This window comes from Bacillus sp. CH_70 (assembly GCF_038007045.1).
GTDB classification, from domain to species: Bacteria; Bacillota; Bacilli; order Bacillales; family Bacillaceae_G; genus Bacillus_A; species Bacillus_A cereus.
Genome location: NZ_JBBOWL010000001.1, coordinates 410,849 through 430,853 on the forward strand (window position 1 = coordinate 410,849; position 20,005 = coordinate 430,853).

The window sequence follows — 20,005 nt, forward strand, 5'->3', positions numbered from 1 at the left end:
GTTTAATCAAATTTTAATTTTTTTAATGCGTCTGCGAACGGGTTATTTAATGGTTCTTCTTCTTTTTTCTGTTGTTTCATATATTTTTGAACGTCGCGTTTATCGGCTTTGTTTCCAGATTCTTTTTTACGTCGCTCTTGGAATGTTGATAATTTCTCACGATAGCCACATTTACATGCGAAAATTTGGCCTGCACCTTCACCACGTAATTCTAGTTTCTTCTTACATTGTGGACAGCGAGCGTTTGTTGTACGAGATACATTTTTACGATGACCACATTCACGATCTTGGCATACGAGCATTTTTCCCTTTTTGCCGTTTACTTCTAGCATTGGTTTACCGCAATCTGGACAAGACTTCGTTGAAATGTTGTCATGTTTATATTTTTTATCACTCGATTTAATTTCAGAAACAATTTCTTTCGTATAGTTCTTCATTTCAGAAATGAATACTTCTTTTTTCAGCTTACCTTTTGCGATAGCCTCAAGTTTTTGTTCCCATTCACCAGTTAGTGTAGGGGATTTTAACTCTTCTGGTACTAAATCAAGTAACTGACGGCCTTTTGAAGTAATATGAATATCTTTGCCACGTTTTTCAATTAAGAACGAATTGAATAGCTTGTCGATAATATCAGCACGTGTCGCTACAGTACCTAATCCACCAGTCGATTTTAACGTATCAGCAAGTTGTTTATTTTGCGTATCCATATATTTTGTAGGATTCTCCATTGCTGAAAGTAAAGTTGCTTCATTAAAGCGTGCAGGTGCTTTCGTTTGGCCTGATGTTTGCATAAGTAACTTTACAGTTAATGTATCGCCCTTTTCAATGTGAGGCAGAAGCTGCTCTTTTACGTCATCAGTTACATCATCGTCTTCAAATCGATTTTCGTATACTTCCTTCCAACCAGCATGTAAAATCGTTTTTCCACGTGCAATGAACGTTTCACTACCAACTTTAGTACGTAATGTTAGTTGCTCGTATTCGAATGCTGGGAATAAAACAGCTAAGAAACGTTTTACAACTAAATCATAAATTTTGCGTTCTTTATCTGTGAATGCTGAGAAGTTAACGTATCCTTCTGTTGGAATAATCGCATGATGATCGCTTACTTTACTATCATCAACAAATGATTTGTTAGGTTTGATAGGATTTTGTAATACTTTATGTGCGAAGGGACGGTATTCTCCAACACCACATGCTTTTAGACGTTCTGGAAGTGTTCCAACGATATCAGATGAAATGTAGCGTGAATCTGTACGAGGGTACGTTAGCACTTTATGCTGTTCATACAATTTCTGCATAATATTTAATGTTTCTTTAGCAGAGTAACCGAACTTTTTATTTGCATCACGTTGCAATTCAGTTAAATCATAAAGACCAGGAGAGAATGACTTCTTCTGTTTCTTATCAATTTCCACAACGGTAGCATTTTGTTTATCTAAACTTTTTACAATACCATCAATTTTTTCTTTATTAAAACTACGGCTATTGCCATTTGTATCTTGCCAAGTAAGTTTGAGTTTCTCCATTGTTTGAGCTTCGATGCCGTAGTAAGTTTGTGCTTTGAAGTTCTTTATTTCATCCTCACGACTAGCGATCATTGCAACAGTAGGGGTTTGTACACGGCCGCAATTTAACTGGGCATTAAAGCGAGTTGTTAAAGCGCGAGTTGCATTAAGACCGATATACCAGTCAGCTTCTGAACGTGCAACTGCTGAAGCGTATAAATTGTCATAGGCTTTACCTGGTTTTAAATTTGCAAAACCATCTTTAATTGCTTTATCGGTTACAGAAGAAATCCATAAACGTTTGATTGGTTTATTTAGCTTAACTTTATCGATAATCCAGCGTGCGACTAATTCCCCTTCACGTCCAGCGTCTGTTGCTACAATAATTTCATTTACATCTTTTCTAAGTAGCTGACTTTTTACAGCATTAAATTGTTTACCAGTTTGTTTAATAACCGTTAATTTTAAACGCTCAGGTAGCATCGGTAAATCTTCTAAATTCCACTTTTTATATTTCACATCATAACTTTCTGGATCTGCTAATGTAACGAGATGACCTAAAGCCCAAGTTACAATATATTTACTACCCTCAAGATAGCCGTTTCCTTTTTTATCACACTTCAGTACACGAGCAATATCTCGTGCAACGGAAGGTTTTTCAGCGATTACAACGCTTTTTGACATATTAAAAACATCCTTTCAAATTTCCATACGTTAACTATAGCATACATCTTCTTGAGATTCAGTTTCGCTCCATATTTGAGCTGTTTTTAATGGAATGAACAAAATCCCAACTAATTAAAGTTTCACTTTATCAGTTGCTCCTATATTAAATAGAAAAAGTAAAGAACTTGTTATTTTACTAGAATAAGAGTAGACTTTGAAGTAGATGAATAAGAAACACATGGGAGTTTGTGGATACAAACTGAGAGTATGGCTACTAGTCCGTCATTGACCATTTGAACCTGTTGGATAATGCCAGCGTAGGGAGAGTGTAAAAGCACATATTCAGGCACTTTGCGTACGCGCAAAGTGTCTTTTTGTGTATCTCCCATCATTATAGTTAGGAGATGAAAAGGATGAATATGAAAGAAATTAGTAAAGTAGTGGATTTGGTGAGAGAATCTAATCCGCTCGTTCATAATATTACAAATGTTGTTGTAACAAATTTTACTGCTAACGGTTTGTTGGCACTTGGGGCATCGCCTGTAATGGCGTATGCAAAAGAAGAAGTAGCAGAAATGGCTAGCATTGCTGGAGCGTTAGTATTAAATATGGGGACACTTCGTCCTGAAGAAGTAGAAGCGATGCTACTCGCGGGTAAATCAGCAAATACGAACAATGTGCCAGTACTATTTGATCCAGTTGGTGCAGGAGCAACTTCGTATCGAACAGAAGTTGCGAGACATATTCCGGCTGAAATCGATTTAGCAATTATCCGCGGAAATGCAGCTGAAATAGCAAATGTTATTAATGAGAAATGGGAAATTAAAGGGGTAGACGCTGGTACTGGAAATGGAAATGTTGTAAGTATTGCAAGGCAGGCAGCAGACGAACTAAATACAGTTGCGGTCATTACTGGAAAAGAAGATGTTGTTACAGATGGAGAGAGAACTATTGTTATTCGAAACGGTCACCCTATTTTAACGAAAGTTACGGGAACAGGTTGTTTATTAACGTCTGTAATAGGAGCATTTGTAGCAGTGGAAAAAGATTATGTAAAAGCAGCAGTAGCAGCATTAACGTTTTATGGTGTAGCTTCGGAACTGGCAGCTGCTAAGACCGTGGAAAAGGGACCTGGTAGTTTCCAAATTGAATTTTTAAATCAGTTAGCGAATACTACTGCTGGTGATATTGAGAAGTATGGAAAGATTGAGGAGTTAGAGTAAGGGGGATGAAACATACGATGCGCATTGAAACAAAGAAAATGTCTAAGTTATTACAAGTGTATTTTATTATGGGAAGCAATAACTGCACGAAGGATCCTTTAGCTGTATTGAAAGAAGCGTTAGATGGTGGAGTGACACTTTTTCAGTTTCGCGAGAAGGGGGAAGGTTCTTTAATCGGAGAAGATAGAGTGCGCTTTGCAAAAGAATTGCAGACGCTTTGTAAGGAATATAGTGTTCCTTTCATTGTAAATGATGATGTAGAATTAGCCATTGAATTAGATGCAGATGGTGTTCATGTAGGACAAGATGATGAAGGAATTACATCTGTTCGTGAAAAAATGGGAGATAAAATTATCGGCGTATCTGCTCATACAATTGAAGAAGCACGCTTTGCAATCGAAAATGGAGCAGATTATTTAGGCGTTGGACCTATTTTCCCAACGAGTACGAAAAAAGATACGAAAGCGGTTCAAGGAACGAAAGGATTAGCTTATTTTAGAGAACAAGGAATTACAGTGCCAATCGTTGGTATTGGTGGGATTACAATTGAAAATACAGCGGCAGTTATAGAAGCGGGTGCGGACGGTGTTTCAGTTATTTCAGCAATTAGTTTAGCTGAATCTGCGTATGAAAGTACGAGAAAATTAGCTGAAGAAGTAAAGAGAAGTTTGTAGAAAAGGACATGTAGTATTTTAAGTGCTACATCGAGAAGTAGACTGCCCAAAAAATTAAACAAACGTTTGATTAAAAAAGCACAAACCTTTTTAAATAAAGGTTTGTGCTTTTTCTTTAAAACATAATTGAAATTAAGAGCATTCCAATTCCGATAGAAGTAAATGTTGCAATTAAGCCTGGAATCATAAAGCTATGATTTAATACGTATTTACCAATACCTGTTGTACCGGTACGGTCAAAGTTAATGGCAGCAACGATTGTTCCATAGTTCGGAATGAAGAAATATCCATTTACTGCAGGGAACATCGCAATCAGTAGCGCTGGTGGAATACCAAGGGATAGTCCAAGTGGCATTAAGGCACGTACTGTTGCTGCTTGGCTGTACAGTAAAATAGATAGAATGAATAGTGCGATGGCAAATAGCCAAGGCGCACTTGTTACTAAATGCTGAATAGATCCTTGAATCATATTTAAGTTTCCATTAAAGAAAGTATCTCCCATCCAAGCGATACCGAAAATAGCAACAACTGCTGTTGCCCCTGCTTTAAAGACGTTACCAGACACAATGCTTTCTACATTTGGTTTACAGAAAATAATAATAAGAGCCGCGATAGTTAACATGACCATCTCAATTGTGTTCGGCATGGAAAGGCGAGCTAACTTCCCATCAACTATCCATCCTGGACGAAGTGCTTCAAATGAACCAAGAAGTACAACAAGGAAGGTTCCTACAAGGAAAAGGATAACTGATAATTTTGCGCCCTTTACACCTACAAATTCTTTTTTCTCTTCAAGCTTAGGAATCATTCCTTCTTTTAATCGTTTTAAGTATTCAGGGTCCTCACTTAATTCTTTTCCCATCTTACTAGCAACGAATGCTGCTAACATACAAGCAATGAAAGTGGAGGGAATACTCACTTTTAAAATATCTAATAAAGTGATTTTATAGTCAGCTAACATTGCTAAAAGAGCAACTGTGGCAGCTGAAATTGGACTAGCTGTAATTGCTTGTTGAGAAGCGATTACGGCAATCGACATTGGGCGTTCCGGTCTAATCCCTGATTCACGAGAGACTTCTGCAATAACAGGAAGTACAGAATAGGCAACGTGACCAGTGCCTGCACATAGTGTGAATAAATAAGTAACAATTGGAGCAAAAAAAGTAATACGCTTTGGATTTTTTCGTAATGCCTTTTCAGCTAGATGAACAAGATAGTCCATTCCTCCAGCAGCTTGCAAAGCACCAGCGGCTGTAATTACTGCCAAAATCATAAGCATTACATCGATAGGAGGCGCGGTTGGTTGTAAGTGGAAGACAAAAACGAGTATTGCCATACCAACTCCACCCATTACTCCTAAACCAACTCCGCCTAGGCGTGCACCAATAAAAATACAGAGTAACAAGGTAAGAAATTGTAGCCAAAACATGATAAACTACCTCCGAAATTCATTAGTTAAGATATATTCGAATAGTTTAATTTGAATGAAAATTAAATAAATACCCGAAGAAATCCTTGTTGTTTATACATTTTTTATTATATAACACAAAAAAAGTAACATTCACGTACTTTTTGAAATTATTTTGAAAAAGCAATGCGTTAAAAATTTGTATTTATATCTCTAAATAAGTAGACATTTTGATTTATATGTTGTAATCTTTGAAAGAGAATAAATTAATTCTCATAGAACTCCCATATCGTTCAACTCGTTCAGCGAGAAAGGCAAACTGATGGAAACATGAGGACGCAAAACTACAGGAGCTAAGGTCGAAAGGCTACGCTAGCCAGTTACCGGACGGATAGGGTTGGTCTTGGCCAATGCTTTTACATTGGCTTTTTTTTATTCTCGAACATATTGAGAAACATTTTCAAACAAAATATTCATATATTTTGTTTTTTTGTTTATGTTAATTAAGGAAGGTGGATATTAATGAAAAAATATTGGCATAAGTTATCGTTCCTTCAAAAGAACGTCTTATTAACCGTATTAGTTATTTTGACACTTGTTGGAAGTATGGGTGCACTAAGTTTCAACATGTTTCAAAATAGTATGATGTCTTTATTTGAAAGGCAGTCTATTGAAACAGGAGAAATAGTATTGAAAAAATTGGATGTAGAATTAGTTAGAGACATGGCGAAAGATCCTACAGCCGAAAAAGTGAAAAAAGAAAAGTTAACAGAGAAATTAGATGAAGTGTCAAAAGAATTGAAAAGTGTTGGACAAACATATGTTACAGGAGCAAAGCCGAATGAAAAGCGAGAATTACAACTCGTTGGTTTGACTACAGAGTTAACAAAAGCGTTCCCTATAAAGCCGGGAGATTATTATGAACAACCCGCTCATTGGATGAAGGCATACGATAAAGTCATTGATACGAAAAAGGCCCAAATGACAGAAGTATATGAAGATGAAATAGGTTCGTGGGTGACAATATTAGAACCAATTACAGATGGAGAAAACAATATTGTTGCAATTATTGCGGCTGACTTAGATGCTTCCATTGTTCCTATTACAAAAGAGAAGTTTATGATACAGGGCTTACTCTTTATCATTATTTCATTAGCGATTGCGACTATTACTCAATTCTTTATCGTGCGTCACTCATTAGCGCCATTAAAAGATTTACGAGAAGGGTTACGTAAAATTGGTGAAGGTGACTTGAGTATTAAATTAAAAGAAAGACCAGATGATATTGGAATTATTAATGTTTATTTCAATAACACGATTGAAAAGTTTAAAGGGATTATAGATAAAGTAAGGCAAACTGCTGAGCAAGTTTCTTCTTCTTCACAAGAATTGTCGGCGAGTACAGAGGAAAACAGCATGGCAGTTCAAGAGATTGCAAGTTCTATTGAAGGTTTAAGAGTAGGGGCACAGTCTCAAAAAACTTCAGTACAACAATGTTTAGGGATTGTACATGGAATGGAAGATAAGGTAGAAGAGATAACTGGGGCTGCGAAACAAGTTGCGGTTGCTTCTGAAGGTATGGAGCAACATTCAATTGAAGGTAATGAAGTGATTGGACAAATTATTAATCAAATGAGTTTAATTCAAAATGCAGTACAAGATTTATCTTCCATCATTTATTCGTTAGAAACAAGGTCAAAAGAAATTAGTGATATCGTAACTGTAATTACAGGTATTTCAAATCAAACAAATTTATTAGCTTTAAATGCTTCTATTGAGGCTTCACGTGCTGGAGCAGCGGGGAGAGGATTTGCAGTTGTTGCTGATGAAGTACGAAAATTAGCAGAACAAACGGAAGCGTCTGCTAAAGATATAGCGAAATTAATTGGTGAAACACAAGCTGAGACAGAAGATGCTGTAGTTTCAATGCAAAAAGGTTCAAAAGAAGTAGAAACTGGAATTTCACTTGTTCAAAGTAGTGGGAATTTCTTTGAAAAAATCTCCAAATCAGCGCAATCTGTTACAGATCAAGTAAAAGCTGTTTCGGGTAATTCGAGTGACATTTTACAAAATAGCCAGAATATCGTTCAAGTCGTAAATGAATTATCACATATTGCAAACACTTATGCCAACAGCAGTAGTAATGTTGAAGAAAGCATGAAAGAGCAAGAAATATCAGTACAAGATATTGCAGAATTAGCGACTTCTTTAAGTTGGCTTTCTCAGGAATTACAAGAGCTTATTGGTGAGTTTAAAAGCGAATAAGGAGAAAGTTCAATTCTAATCAAAGGGGATATCTCCGCTACTGATTATGAATTGAACGAATCTGCCTGTTAATAAGGGATGAAAAAGGTGTGAATTTTCACACCTTTATTATATTTAAGAGAGGAATTTACATAAATATGAAATTAGCAATTTCTTATAATGAGATGGTAAAAGAATTTTTAGGGAAAGTAGAAGGAAGTATTAAAATACCTAAAGATGTGCAAGGAACGGAACTTAGGATAAAAAGGAAAACTGAATTATTTCTAAATTTGACTCATATTGTAGATTTAATAGGAGCGACTGCAACGTGGTTATATCATATTTCTAAAGAAAAACATATTGTCGTGCTTTATCATGTAAGAGGAAGTTTATTTCCAATTACTATTGAAGTTTCTAATTTTCTCTCCTATGAAAGTTTGAATTTACAGATTGAAGAGCAACTGGAACAAATTAAAGAAATGAATGAGGAAGAAATAGAAGAGTTTCAAAACGGTAATACATTATATGAAATGTCACCTATTATTATTGGTGAAACATATTATGAGCTACAAGACACGAATACATTACAATTTGTATTTAGTAAAAATATGCAAAGTGTAGAAATAATATTTAATAGTGTTAATTGGAAGGAAACAACGATTACTCGTTATGCACAACAAATACAAGGTGTTTTAATTGGTACATCACAAAATAAGAATAATTATATAAAGAATTTTAATATTATTACAGAGGCCGAGATGGCACTTTATAGTCAAGTGAATGATACGACAGCAGTATATCCTGAGAAAAGTATCGTCGATATGTTCTATAATACTGTTACTCAATTTCCAAATCGTATAGCTTTATCTTCAAGGGAAGGTACTTTAACTTATGAGGAGCTAAATAAAAAAAGTAATCAAATAGCTCATATGTTAATTAAAAACGGCGTCCAATTAGGAGACTATGTTGGAATATTTATGAAACGTAGCATAGACACAGTAGTAAGTATGGTAGCTATATTAAAAGCTGGTGCAGCGTATGTTCCGATTGATCCAGATTATCCGGAAAGTAGAATACAGTACATTATTCAAGATAGCCAAGCGAAAGTTATATTGATGAAAGAGACGCCTATAACATGTGATGGAGTTCAAACAGTTTCAATGTATGATAGTGAAACTTGTGAAGATATAGATGTAAAGTTGTCTATTCATTGTGATGATGTAGCTTATATGATTTATACGTCTGGTTCAACAGGGAATCCAAAGGGAACGATGTTAGCACATAGAGGGGTTGTTAATCTGTACACTTGGATGCAAAAGCAATATGAATTGACAGAAGAGGATGTATTTGCCCAATTTCCTTCTTTTAGTTTCGATGCTTCTGTATGGGAGTCATTTGCTTCTTTATTCTGCGGAGGAAACTTGTATGTATTATTAGAGGAAGAGCGATTGTCTGTAGAAGCATTTGCAAATGCAATCTATAAAGTGAAAGCAACTTCGATCTTGGCATTAGCAACAATTTTTGTTCGACAAGTAGCAACTTATTTAGCAGAAGAAGATATATATAAGCTAGCTTCCCTAAAAAGAATTGCGATTGGCGGTGAAATGTTGCCTGTAGAGGTTATTAAATTGTGGAGAGAAAGAATAGGTACAAATGTTGAAATTCATAATGTATACGGACCGACAGAATGTACTGTAGTGACGACAACCTATAAAATACCTAGTCAGTTAAATGAGGATGTTGCGAGTATTCCCATTGGTAAACCATGTGCTAATTATCAAGTTATGATTTTGGATGAGAATATGAATCTTTGTCCAATTGGTGTACCTGGTGAATTATATATAGATTCAGTAGGATTAGCAAAAGGGTATTTTAATAAGCCTAATAAAACAATTGAAGCTTTTATTCAGAACCCTTTTAATCCTATAGTTAATATATATAAAACAGGTGATATTGTTAAGTTGTTAGAGGATGGAAATATAGAATTTTTACATCGGAAAGATGATCAAGTAAAGATTAGAGGACATCGTATTGAACTAGGAGAAATCCAAAGTAAAATTTCTCAAAATCATAATATAAAAGAAAATGCTGTTTTTGCTAAGAAGAGTAAGGAAGGTAGCCAATATTTAATCGCGTTCTATACAACTTTAAATAAAAAAGAAATACCAGAATTAGTTTATCAGTTACAAGAGCAATTACCAGATTATATGGTGCCATCTAAACTAATTTATATTAATGAATTACCACTTACACCTAATAAAAAGATTGATGTTAAGAAGTTAGCTCAGTTAGAAGAAAAGTATGAACCGGTTCGTCTACAAGAATATGTTGCACCTTCTAATAAAGCAGAGAAACAAATAGAGCGCGCTTGGGCGGAAGTATTAGGAATTTCAAAAGTTGGAGTGCATGATGATTTCTTTACAATTGGTGGACATTCATTAAAAGTATTACGAGTCTTAACATTGTTAAAAGAAGATTTTTCACATTTAACAATTCAAGATTTCTTTAAAGAAAGAACGATATATGGATTAGCTCGAATTGAGCGAGAAGTAAAAGTAGAGAAAGAAGGAGTATTTCGTGAATATAAAGTGATTCACGAACCAGATACTATTACGTATGCAAACGTTTTGGAAGAAACCCAGATTTCAAATGTCTTTTTAACAGGAGCTACTGGTTATTTAGGATCACACATATTATATGAATTGTTGAGAGATACATCTGCTACTATTTATTGTTTAGTAAGACCAACCAAAGATGTGCAACAAAGAATTATAGATACATTAACAGGCTACTTTAGTGATATATGTGAAGAATGGTTACAGCGTATACAGGCCGTAGCTGGTGATCTGGGGGAAGAGTATCTTGGGATGAGCGAAGAAGAATTTATGTTCATCAGTTCTAAGATGGATACGATAATTCATTGCGGTGCAGATGTAAGACATTTTGGAGATGTAAAACAATTTGAAAATATAAATGTCCAAGGAACTAGCCGTATGCTAGCATTAGCGGAGAAAGGTGCTACATTCCATTTTATTTCTACAATTGGTATCCCGTTAGAATTAGCGGTAGATCAATGGGATACATACATGAAAACTGGTGATTTTAATTACAGTGTAGACTTAGAGAATGTATATTCAAATAGTAAACTACAAGCGGAAAACATTGTTCGTGAAGCAATGAAAAATGGTTTGCGCGGAAATATTTATCGTGCAGGTAATTTAGCATGTCATTCAGAAACAGGTTCGTTCCAACAAAATATTGAAGGAAACGCATTTTATCGTCTTATTAAAACAATGCTATTAATTGGGAAAGCACCAAATGTGAAGTGGAAAGTTGATTTCACACCAATTGATTTTGCTAGTAAATCAATTGTATTGTATTTAAAAGATTCGCAAATTGTAGGAGAGACGTTACATATTTGTCATCCACATCAAATTGAGTTTGAACAATTTATACAGTTAATTGGAGAGTGTGGATACAATCTTGAAATGGTTCCACTTTCAGAATATGTAAATACCGGACTTGAATTAGCGAAGGAAAATGAAGTAATAGCAGAGTTAATTGCTTCTCAAGTTGCAGGAGATGGAGCGCAGCAATCTGAAATTGTAATGGGTACGCGTAGAACGAATGAATGGATTAAGAAAAAAGAATTGATAGTACCAGCAATCAATAAAGAATTTATACAGCAGTTATTAGCTCATGGTGAAAAAGTTGGATATTTTCCAAAAATAATGAAATGATTATGCATGCTTTTGTTTGTTCAATAAAATAAATCATGCTACAATGAAAACGAATTAAGGACCGGGGAGCCAATTGGCTGAGAGGATGTAAGTAAACATCGACCCTCAACCTGATCTGGATAATGCCAGCGTAGGGAGTTACTTAAAGTGATGTAGCATATGTTATTCTATAATAACTTGCATACAAGGCTTTCCTACGCAGTAGGAAAGCCTTTTCTTATTTTTGAAATCTAATTTTATAAGGGGGATTTTATTATGTCACAACAAGTTACAATGTCATTTTCAGTAGTACCACAAGCGAAAACGAAAGATGTATATTCTGTTGTCGATAAAGCAATTGAAGTTGTGCAACAATCGGGAGTTCGTTATGAAGTAGGGGCAATGGAAACAACTTTGGAAGGAGAATTAGATGTACTTCTTGATGTCGTTAAACGTGCGCAACAAGCTTGCGTCGATGCTGGAGCAGAAGAAGTGATTACTTCTATTAAAATCCATTATCGTCCAAGCACTGGTGTAACGATAGATGAAAAGGTTTGGAAGTACCGTGATGAATATGCAAAACCAGAAGCAATCTAAACTTATTACAACTATTTGGCTTATCCTTCTCATTGCGATATGGGAAGGATCTGTTTCATTATTTAAAATCGAACCGTGGATTTTACCAAAGCCTTCTGCCATTGTTCAAGAATTAATTGGGATGAAAGATTTACTATTACCAAATACGATGCAAACACTGCAGGAAGTTATAATTGGACTATTCTTTGCAATTTTATTGGGGACGAGCATCGCAATTATTATGGACGTTATACCTTTATTTCGTATTTTAATAAATCCATTGCTCGTTATTTCGCAAACAATTCCAATTGTTGTACTTGCACCGCTATTTATTATTTGGTTTGGATATGGGATGTTGCCGAAAGTAATGGTCGTAATACTCGTTTGTTTCTTCCCAATTGCGCTTAGTATTTTAGAAGGTTTTCAAACAGTAGATAAAAACATGTTGAAGCTGTTACAAACAATGAAGGCGACAAAATGGCAAGTTTACCAGAAAGTAAAATTTCCAGCAGTGCTTCCATACTTTTTCTCCGGTTTAAAAATTGCAGTTACATATAGCGTAATGGGGGCAATTATCGGAGAATGGCTCGGTGCAAGTGAAGGATTAGGCGTTATGCTTACGAGGGCTACAAAATCCTTTTTGACTGCCCGAGTATTTGGTGTTGCAGCAATCATCGTCATAGTGACATTATGCCTGTATTTTATCGTAGAGTTTATGGCAAGAATAACAGCACCATGGATATATAGAAAGGACGGCAGAAAATGAAAAAAGGTTTGAAAGTTATGTTAGCTGCCTTAGTAGCGGTAGGTGTGGCTGGATGTAATCCGGCGAAGAAAGAAGAAAGTGCAAGTAAAGATCAAAAAGTAAAAGTAGTATTAGATTGGTTTCCAAATACGAATCATACTGGCTTGTATGTAGCGAAAACGAAAGATTATTACAAAAAGCAAGGATTAGATGTAGAAATTATTCAACCAGGTGACAATGTAACAGCAGAGCAAATGATAGCATCAGGAAAAGCAGACTTCGCAATAAGCGCACAAGAAAATGTAACATTAGCTCGTGTGGAAGGAATTCCTGTTGTATCTGTAGGAGCGATTATTCAGCACAACACTTCAGCGTTTGCATCGCTTAAGAAAGATAATATGACGTCACCGAAAGATTTTGAAGGTAAACGTTATGGCGGCTGGGGAGGACCAGCGGAAGAAGCGACATTAAAGACGATTATGGATAAGCATCAAGCTGATTTTAATAAAGTTGAAAAAATCATCTTAGGACAAACAGATTTCTTTAAATCAATCGGCCGTGATGCAGATTTCGAATGGATTTATTACGGTTGGGATGGTATTGAAGCGAAGCGCCAAGGAAAAGAGTTAAATACGATTATGGTGAAAGACTTAGATCCAGCGCTTGATTTCTATAGTCCTGTTATTATTACGAGTGAAAAACATACGAAGCAAGATAAAGACTTTGTGAAAAAGTTTATGAGTGCAACAACAGAAGGTTATAATTTTGCAATTAAGGAACCGAAAGAAGCTGCTGATATTCTAATTAAAGCTGTTCCAGATGTAAATAAAGATTTAGTTCAAGAAAGCCAGAAATGGTTAAGTACGAAGTATCAAGATGATGCGAAAGCATGGGGAGTACAGAAGGAAGAAATTTGGACGAATTACATGAATTTCTTATATGACAACAAAGTTATTAAAAAGAAAATCGATGTAAAAGATGCTTTTACAAATGAATTCCTTCCAAGTGAAAAATGAGCGGATTACAAATAAAAAATATAGTGAAATCTTTCGACGGAAAGAATGTATTAGAGAATATTAGTGCCTCTATACAAGAGGGAGAGTTTGTTTCTTTTGTAGGACCGAGTGGTTGCGGGAAAAGCACATTATTAAACATGATTGCAAATGTTGAAAAACCAACAAGCGGGAACGTAATGTATAAAGATAAGCAAGTACAAGAGCAAGATGTTGTTAGTTATATGCCACAACAAGATTTATTACTACCGTGGCGATCAGCTTTGCAAAATATCGTTCTTCCGTTAGAAATTGAAGGAAAGCCGAAAAAACAAAGGCTGACAGAAGGAATGGAAGCATTAAAGCAGTTCGAACTAGATGAATATGCAGACCATTATCCAGATGAATTGTCTGGTGGTATGCGTCAAAGAATTAGTTTTCTGCGCACATATTTATGTGAAAAGCCAATTATGCTGCTTGATGAGCCTTTTGGAAAGTTAGATGCATTTACAAAAATGGAAGTACATAGCTGGCTTTTAAACTCTTGGCATCAAGAGAAGCAAACAATCGTTATGGTGACACATGACTTAGATGAGGCAATCTTGCTTTCAGATCGCGTATTTATTTTATCTCAAAGACCAGCGTCAATTGTTGGCGAGGTACAAGTGAAATTACCTAGACCGAGAACGATGGATATGTTAACATCACTCGAATTAAAAAAGGATAAAGAAGAGATTTTAAGTGTGTTAGCTCCTTATATGAAAAAATAGAAAAAGTCTTTTAACAGTTTTTAGTATAATTACTGTTAAGAGGCTTTTTTTAGAATATGAAAAGATGGAGAAGGAACAAAAGGGAAAATAGAGAATAGAATATAACAGAGTAGTTTATACTCTTAATATAACAAATGTTAAAGGAGTGAAAGGATAAAATGACTTTATCAACTGTTCTTCAAATGGTTTTAGCTTGATATGGGAGAAGTCTGCCCATTTTTTAAGATTAAGCTAAATTGAAGACAGCAGGTAAAGAACCTTAATCCTTTTTTACGATAATATGTAATGGGTAAGGTGTATTCACCTTACCCATTTTTATATGCATAATTAAATAAGGCTTCATACTGTTGGTCTCTCTATTTAGCTTATGGACGATAAGTAAAGGAGAGAAAAAAATGAGTATATTAACAGTAGAAAATTTAAGTCATTCGTATGGTGAGAAAACCATCTTATATAATGCGTGCTTTCGATTATTAAAGGGGGAGCATGTTGGGTTAGTAGGGAAAAATGGGATTGGAAAATCAACACTGCTAAGAATTTTAACAGGAGAACTTATACATGATGATGGGAACATTGAATGGTTTCCACATGTGAAGGTTGGATTTTTGCAGCAGCATATAGATTTACAAGAAGGGATAACAATTGAAGGATACTTGCAAAGTGCATTTTCTAACTTGTATGCAATTGAATACGAAATGTTAAAAATTGCAAAAGAGATGACTGAGGCAGTAGAAGTAGAAAAATTGTTAGTAAGGTATGGAGAGTTACAAACTATATTGGAAAACTCTAATTTCTATCAAATTCATACAGAAATTGAAGAAGTAGCAATTGGTTTAGGGCTGTTTGAAATAGGATTGGAAAAGGATGTTTCAAAGTTAAGTGGAGGACAGCGGACAAAGTTATTACTAGGAAAGCTTCTTCTAGAAAAAGCTGATGTTTTATTGCTAGATGAACCAACGAACTATTTAGATACAGCGCATATAGAATGGTTGCAATCGTACTTGAAGTTGTATGAAAAAGCTTATATTATCATTTCGCATGACGAAGTGTTTTTGAACAATATTACGAATGTCATTTACCATCTAGAAGAACGAAAAGTTAAGCGATATGTAGGGGATTATGAAAAGTTTTTACAAAGTTATCAAGTGCAAAGGAAACAATTACAATCGGCGTATGTGAAACAACAAAAAGAAATTGCTCAGTTAGAAACATTTATTCAAAAAAATAAAATTCGAAAAGCAAAACAGGCAAAAAGTCGAGAGAAAGTATTGGAGAAAATGCGAAGGGTTGAAAAGGTAAATAATGTACCTCAGTCCTGTTTTGCTTTTACTGTTTATAATGAACCAGTAAGTCGTATATTACAGGCTGAGAAACTAAGAGTCGGTTATAGTGAGCCGTTATTTCCAGACTTGAATTTACAAGTGAAAAAAGGAGAAAAGATAGCTATTGTTGGTCAGAATGGTATTGGAAAAACGACAATATTAAAAACGTTATTAGGTCAAATAAAGCCGCTAAGCGGTTCGATTTTTGTTGGGGACCGAGTAAATCCTGCTTATTTTGCACAGGAAGAGTTTGCTTCAGAAATAACACCATTAGAGAAAGTTTGGGCACAACGACCAGATATGACAAAGAAAGAAGCACGCCAAGCATTAGCGAAGTGTGGATTGAAAGAAGAACACGTATTAAAACCTATTCGTTTATTAAGCGGTGGAGAGCAAACGAAAGTGCGTTTATGTGAACTTATCGTAACGAAAAGCAATGTTTTAATTTTAGACGAACCGACTAATCATTTGGATGTAGAAACTAAGATGGCTTTACAGGAAGCGTTACAACAATACAAAGGAACGATTTTAATTGTCTCACATGAACCTTCTTTCTATGAATCGTGGATAACAAAAGTATGGAATATAGAGGATTGGAATGCTGAACAATATGAATAAAGAAAAGGCATTAGCTTTTATGAGCTAATGCCTTTTCTTTGTGATTAACATGATTTTCGAGAACTCTTACATGAGAATTGTATGAAGAAGCACTCTTATGGTGCGCTTATAAGCGTGCTTTTTCTTTTGTTATATTTATAATAATACGAAAGCCTTTCCCTAACAGGTGACTATCTTTCTTTATATATATAGATAGTTCAAAACGGAATGAAAATAATTCCTATATGTAAAGGATAATGTGGATATTATAGGAAGACAATAGAAATTAAAGGAAATTCATGTAAAATTCAAATGAACTTCATATAAACTTCATATTAGAAACTAAATATAATTATAATAGGTTATTGTGATATTTTTGATTTTTCATAAAATTAAAAGTTTGAATTTAGGAAGTCTTGCTCGAACCTAAATTCAAACTTTAGTGAAATAATTAATGGATATTACGTCTAGTTTTCGCTAATGACGGCATTTAAAATTTCGGCAGGATTACCTGTTCCTGCACCACCAATTGTAATAGATCCACCAGGAGGAATTTCGCCATTCCATCCTGCGTTTGTAATTACATAATGATTATTTGTTTTACTACTAATTTTAGAATCCCAAACTTGTGTTAAATTGCCGCTATAATCAAATTCTAATTTCCAATTTTTAATAGGAGTCGTTCCATTATTTTTGATTATAATCGAGAAGTTATAACCGCTGCCCCAATTCGAAGTGACTGAAAATGTAGCAGTGCCATTTCCATCAGGAGGTGTCGTATTAGTTTCATCCGTTTTGACAGTAAGAGCGGTAGGTTGTGATTTATTTCCAGCAGCATCTTTGGCAATTACTGAAAATGTGTATTCTGTATTAGGTTTTAAGTTTTTAATTGTAATGCTATTTGTTGTTGTACTCCATTTCTCTTCTCCAGCAGTAATTTCATATTCCGTAACTCCTACGTTATCAGTAGATGCAGTCCAGTTTAATTGAACTGAGTTTGAATTTTTATTCGTAACTACAATATTTTTAACATTCGTTGGTGGCTCAGTATCTTTTTGACTAATAGGTCCACCAAGTAATTCTTTTACTAGCGTATCAAGTAATTTTGGACCACTACAACTATATTTTGGACTTGTACGGCAATCCCCGCTTAGTTCCCAAAACATTGCTCCACTTAAACCCTTCGTCTTTATATAGTCTGTTTTATATTTCATAGATTCATTGTCATCGTAGCTAATAAATGTGCCTGTAGTCGCATTATATAAGTAAGGTACTTTAGCTGTGTCATTCCAGTAGCGTACAAAACCATTTTTATTAACGTAATTGGCTGCTAAATCACCGTAATCATACACACCTGTGTCACCGGTAGAATAATCATCCCAAGTACCTTTAGAAGCAAGTTTCCCATCGCTACCTGGTTTGCAAGGTTGATATTGTCCGTTATTTTCTTTGCCACAACTTTTCCAGCCACGTCCGTAAAAGGGTACGCCTAATACTAGTTTATCGACTGGAACACCTTCATTTGTATAAACATTTATAGCACCATCTACGTAAAAATTCGTATTTGCTGCTGGGTCATTTGGATCCTTATATAGAGCTGCATTATGATTAGAAGTAGCTTCCCATCCGCCGTGGAAATCATATGTCATAATATTAATCCAATCGAGTATTTGAGAAATTTTCTTTAGCTCTGTATGATCAGCGTAGCGTTGGCTTGCACCTGAAGCGATTGTTAGTAAATATTGTTTGCCATCTTCAGTACCTGCTTTATTCAAAGCATTTCGGACGTCTTGAAGAAGGAGAGTGAAATTTTGTTTATCTTCAGGACGATAACTACCACCAGGAATCGTTTCAACGCCCGGATATTCCCAGTCTAAATCTACGCCATCAAACCCATATGCGCGAAGAAAAGCTACTGTAGATTCAGCAAATACTTTTCTTGTTTTTTCATCAGCGGCCATATCAGAAAAGCGGTTAGACCAAGTCCAGCCACCAACGGAAATAATTGTTTTTAAGTGAGGATATTTAGCTTTTAATCGTTTTAGTTCTCCGAAATTTCCGCAACGGGCATATTTATCGCAATCTTCCCAAGTTGTACCTGAGCCAGGATACGATTTGGTAACATCAGCCCATGGTTCCCCGAGTACGAGAGTACCATTAGGAACCTCTTTATTTTGCAATGGTACACCAGATTCTTTACAGTTCCACGTTTGTTTATTTGGATTATCAGGATGAGTAGAAGGGTTTCCATGTTTTCCATTCCAACAAATATCCGCGAAAGCATAGTTAAGGTGAGTAAGTTTTGATGCATCAATGTCAGCAACTTGATAATTACGTCCGTAAACGCCCCACGAAGGAAAGTACCCAACAATTTTTTGATTTTGCTTTGGTGAATCTGCTAATGCGAGATTTGGAGTAATAAAATTTGTGAGAAAAAGAGGTAAGAAAAGTAGTAGAGATAGTAATAGCAGTGTGAATTTTTGAGACCTCATAGCCATTTCTCCTTTCAAAATAAAAGATATATTTAAAGGCATACGCCAATAAATCAAAATGAATCTAGACGTATGAAACGTCTAGATAAAATGATCAGACATCACGAAGTCTATACAAGGGAGCTGGGGGTGATTAAATCGTAACAAATGTAAGATTTAGTGTAAACGCTTTATTCAGTTGTAAAAGACTTTCTCAATACAAAAAGGCTTGAATACAAACTATATATGAAAACGAAAGATCAGTATGGGAGGAAATAGCTCATTATAAATAAATTTGAGAAAAAATTGTATGGAGCCAATTATTAAAGACGTAGAAAGATAAGGAAATATCATGTAAAATAATAGTAAAAATATGTAAAGGAGGGAATAGTGTGGATGTGTTTTTGAACATTGCTGAAGAAAAAATTCGAAAAGCAATACGGAACGGTGATCTTGATTATCTTCCGGGAAAAGGAAAACCACTACAATTAGAAGATTTTTCAATGGTACCTCCAGAACTTAGAATGAGTTATAAAATTTTAAAAAATGCGGGAATGATTCCACCAGAAATGGAACTACAAAAAGATATATTAAAAATAGAGGATCTAATTGCTTGCTGTTATGATGAAGAAGAGAGAAAGAAATTAAGAGAAGAGTTAACAGTAAAAACGCTTCGTTTTCAGCAGGTAATGGAAAAGAGAAAGATTAAAGATAGTTCAGCTTTTCGTATGTATCAAGAAAAAGTATTTCGTAAATTACGCTAAGAGGGATAAGATGACTACATTTAAAACGATAGAAGAATTAGCGACCTATATCGAAGAACAACAATTGGTACTTCTGTTTATTAAAACGGAAAATTGTGGTGTTTGTGATGTTATGCTAAGAAAAGTAAATTGCGTATTAGAGAATTATGATTACGTAGAGAAAATAGAGATATTACTACAAGACATGCAAGAGATTGCGGGGCGATATGCCGTATTTACAGGACCGACAATTTTATTATTTTATAATGGAAAAGAGATCCTTCGAGAATCGCGCTTCATTTCACTTGAAAATCTAGAGAGAACCATTCAATTATTCGAGGAATAAG

General features: G+C 35.0%; 14 protein-coding genes and 3 riboswitches. Of the genes, 11 read left to right on the plus strand and 3 right to left on the minus strand.

Annotated features, from left to right (window positions below; translation table 11 throughout):
- Positions 1 to 2 precede the first annotated feature (2 nt).
- Positions 3 to 2,192 carry a DNA topoisomerase III gene (topB, locus tag N2V79_RS02120; RefSeq protein ID WP_053565353.1) on the minus strand — a complete coding sequence of 730 codons (2,190 nt, stop codon included), beginning with the start codon at positions 2,190 to 2,192 and terminating at the stop codon, positions 3 to 5.
- 210 nt (positions 2,193 to 2,402) lie between these two features.
- Positions 2,403 to 2,515: riboswitch (TPP riboswitch) on the plus strand.
- A 72-nt stretch (positions 2,516 to 2,587) separates the two neighbouring features.
- Here topB and thiM point away from each other — a divergent pair.
- Both thiM and thiE read left to right on the plus strand, forming a co-directional pair.
- Positions 2,588 to 3,397 (plus strand): hydroxyethylthiazole kinase, encoded by an 810-nt coding sequence (gene thiM / locus N2V79_RS02125; protein WP_089170342.1) that lies wholly within the window; start codon positions 2,588 to 2,590, stop codon positions 3,395 to 3,397.
- Positions 3,398 to 3,402: 5 nt separating this feature from the next.
- Entirely contained in the window at positions 3,403 to 4,071 is a 669-nt protein-coding gene (gene thiE / locus N2V79_RS02130; RefSeq protein ID WP_069354898.1) for a thiamine phosphate synthase, read from the plus strand.
- 115 nt (positions 4,072 to 4,186) lie between these two features.
- On the opposite strand, the gene N2V79_RS02135 is transcribed toward thiE, so the two are convergent.
- Positions 4,187 to 5,500, minus strand: coding sequence for an anaerobic C4-dicarboxylate transporter family protein (locus N2V79_RS02135; protein ID WP_064532153.1), 1,314 nt, complete (start codon positions 5,498 to 5,500; stop codon positions 4,187 to 4,189).
- 282 nt (positions 5,501 to 5,782) lie between these two features.
- A riboswitch (cyclic di-GMP riboswitch) is annotated at positions 5,783 to 5,867 on the plus strand.
- Positions 5,868 to 6,001: 134 nt separating this feature from the next.
- On the opposite strand from N2V79_RS02135, the gene N2V79_RS02140 reads away from it, so the two are divergent.
- From N2V79_RS02140 to N2V79_RS02170, 7 genes are all read left to right on the plus strand, one after another.
- Positions 6,002 to 7,744: a methyl-accepting chemotaxis protein gene (locus tag N2V79_RS02140; RefSeq protein ID WP_000761077.1), complete on the plus strand. Its 1,743-nt coding sequence runs from the start codon at positions 6,002 to 6,004 to the stop codon at positions 7,742 to 7,744.
- Between the two features lie 137 nt (positions 7,745 to 7,881).
- A complete protein-coding gene (locus tag N2V79_RS02145) occupies positions 7,882 to 11,463 on the plus strand; it encodes a non-ribosomal peptide synthetase family protein (RefSeq protein ID WP_340719538.1) in 3,582 nt (1,193 codons plus the stop codon).
- Between the two features lie 52 nt (positions 11,464 to 11,515).
- Positions 11,516 to 11,617, plus strand: a riboswitch (TPP riboswitch).
- A gap of 101 nt (positions 11,618 to 11,718) precedes the next feature.
- Complete coding sequence (locus N2V79_RS02150; protein ID WP_000082906.1) at positions 11,719 to 12,039, plus strand: MTH1187 family thiamine-binding protein; 321 nt, start codon at positions 11,719 to 11,721, stop codon at positions 12,037 to 12,039.
- Positions 12,011 to 12,784 (plus strand): ABC transporter permease, encoded by a 774-nt coding sequence (locus N2V79_RS02155; RefSeq protein WP_001057164.1) that lies wholly within the window; start codon positions 12,011 to 12,013, stop codon positions 12,782 to 12,784. Before N2V79_RS02150 ends, N2V79_RS02155 begins: the two co-directional genes overlap by 29 nt.
- The gene (locus N2V79_RS02160) at positions 12,781 to 13,779 is read left to right on the plus strand and encodes an ABC transporter substrate-binding protein (protein WP_000715568.1); all 999 of its coding nucleotides are present in this window, start codon (positions 12,781 to 12,783) and stop codon (positions 13,777 to 13,779) included. The genes N2V79_RS02155 and N2V79_RS02160 overlap by 4 nt, the downstream gene beginning before the upstream one ends.
- Entirely contained in the window at positions 13,776 to 14,525 is a 750-nt protein-coding gene (locus N2V79_RS02165; protein ID WP_000016079.1) for an ABC transporter ATP-binding protein, read from the plus strand. The genes N2V79_RS02160 and N2V79_RS02165 overlap by 4 nt, the downstream gene beginning before the upstream one ends.
- 395 nt (positions 14,526 to 14,920) lie before the next feature.
- The gene (locus tag N2V79_RS02170; protein ID WP_064532160.1) at positions 14,921 to 16,465 is read left to right on the plus strand and encodes an ABC-F family ATP-binding cassette domain-containing protein; all 1,545 of its coding nucleotides are present in this window, start codon (positions 14,921 to 14,923) and stop codon (positions 16,463 to 16,465) included.
- A 446-nt stretch (positions 16,466 to 16,911) separates the two neighbouring features.
- Here N2V79_RS02170 and N2V79_RS02175 read toward each other — a convergent pair whose 3' ends face one another.
- Positions 16,912 to 18,936 carry a glycosyl hydrolase family 18 protein gene (locus N2V79_RS02175; protein WP_064532162.1) on the minus strand — a complete coding sequence of 675 codons (2,025 nt, stop codon included), beginning with the start codon at positions 18,934 to 18,936 and terminating at the stop codon, positions 16,912 to 16,914.
- Positions 18,937 to 19,307: 371 nt separating this feature from the next.
- Between N2V79_RS02175 and N2V79_RS02180 the strand changes: the two genes are divergently transcribed.
- Positions 19,308 to 19,679, plus strand: a complete 372-nt coding sequence (locus tag N2V79_RS02180; RefSeq protein WP_017657409.1) for a DnaJ family domain-containing protein — start codon at positions 19,308 to 19,310, stop codon at positions 19,677 to 19,679.
- Between the two features lie 10 nt (positions 19,680 to 19,689).
- Entirely contained in the window at positions 19,690 to 20,004 is a 315-nt protein-coding gene (locus N2V79_RS02185) for a thioredoxin family protein (RefSeq protein ID WP_064532164.1), read from the plus strand.
- Position 20,005: the final 1 nt, after the last annotated feature.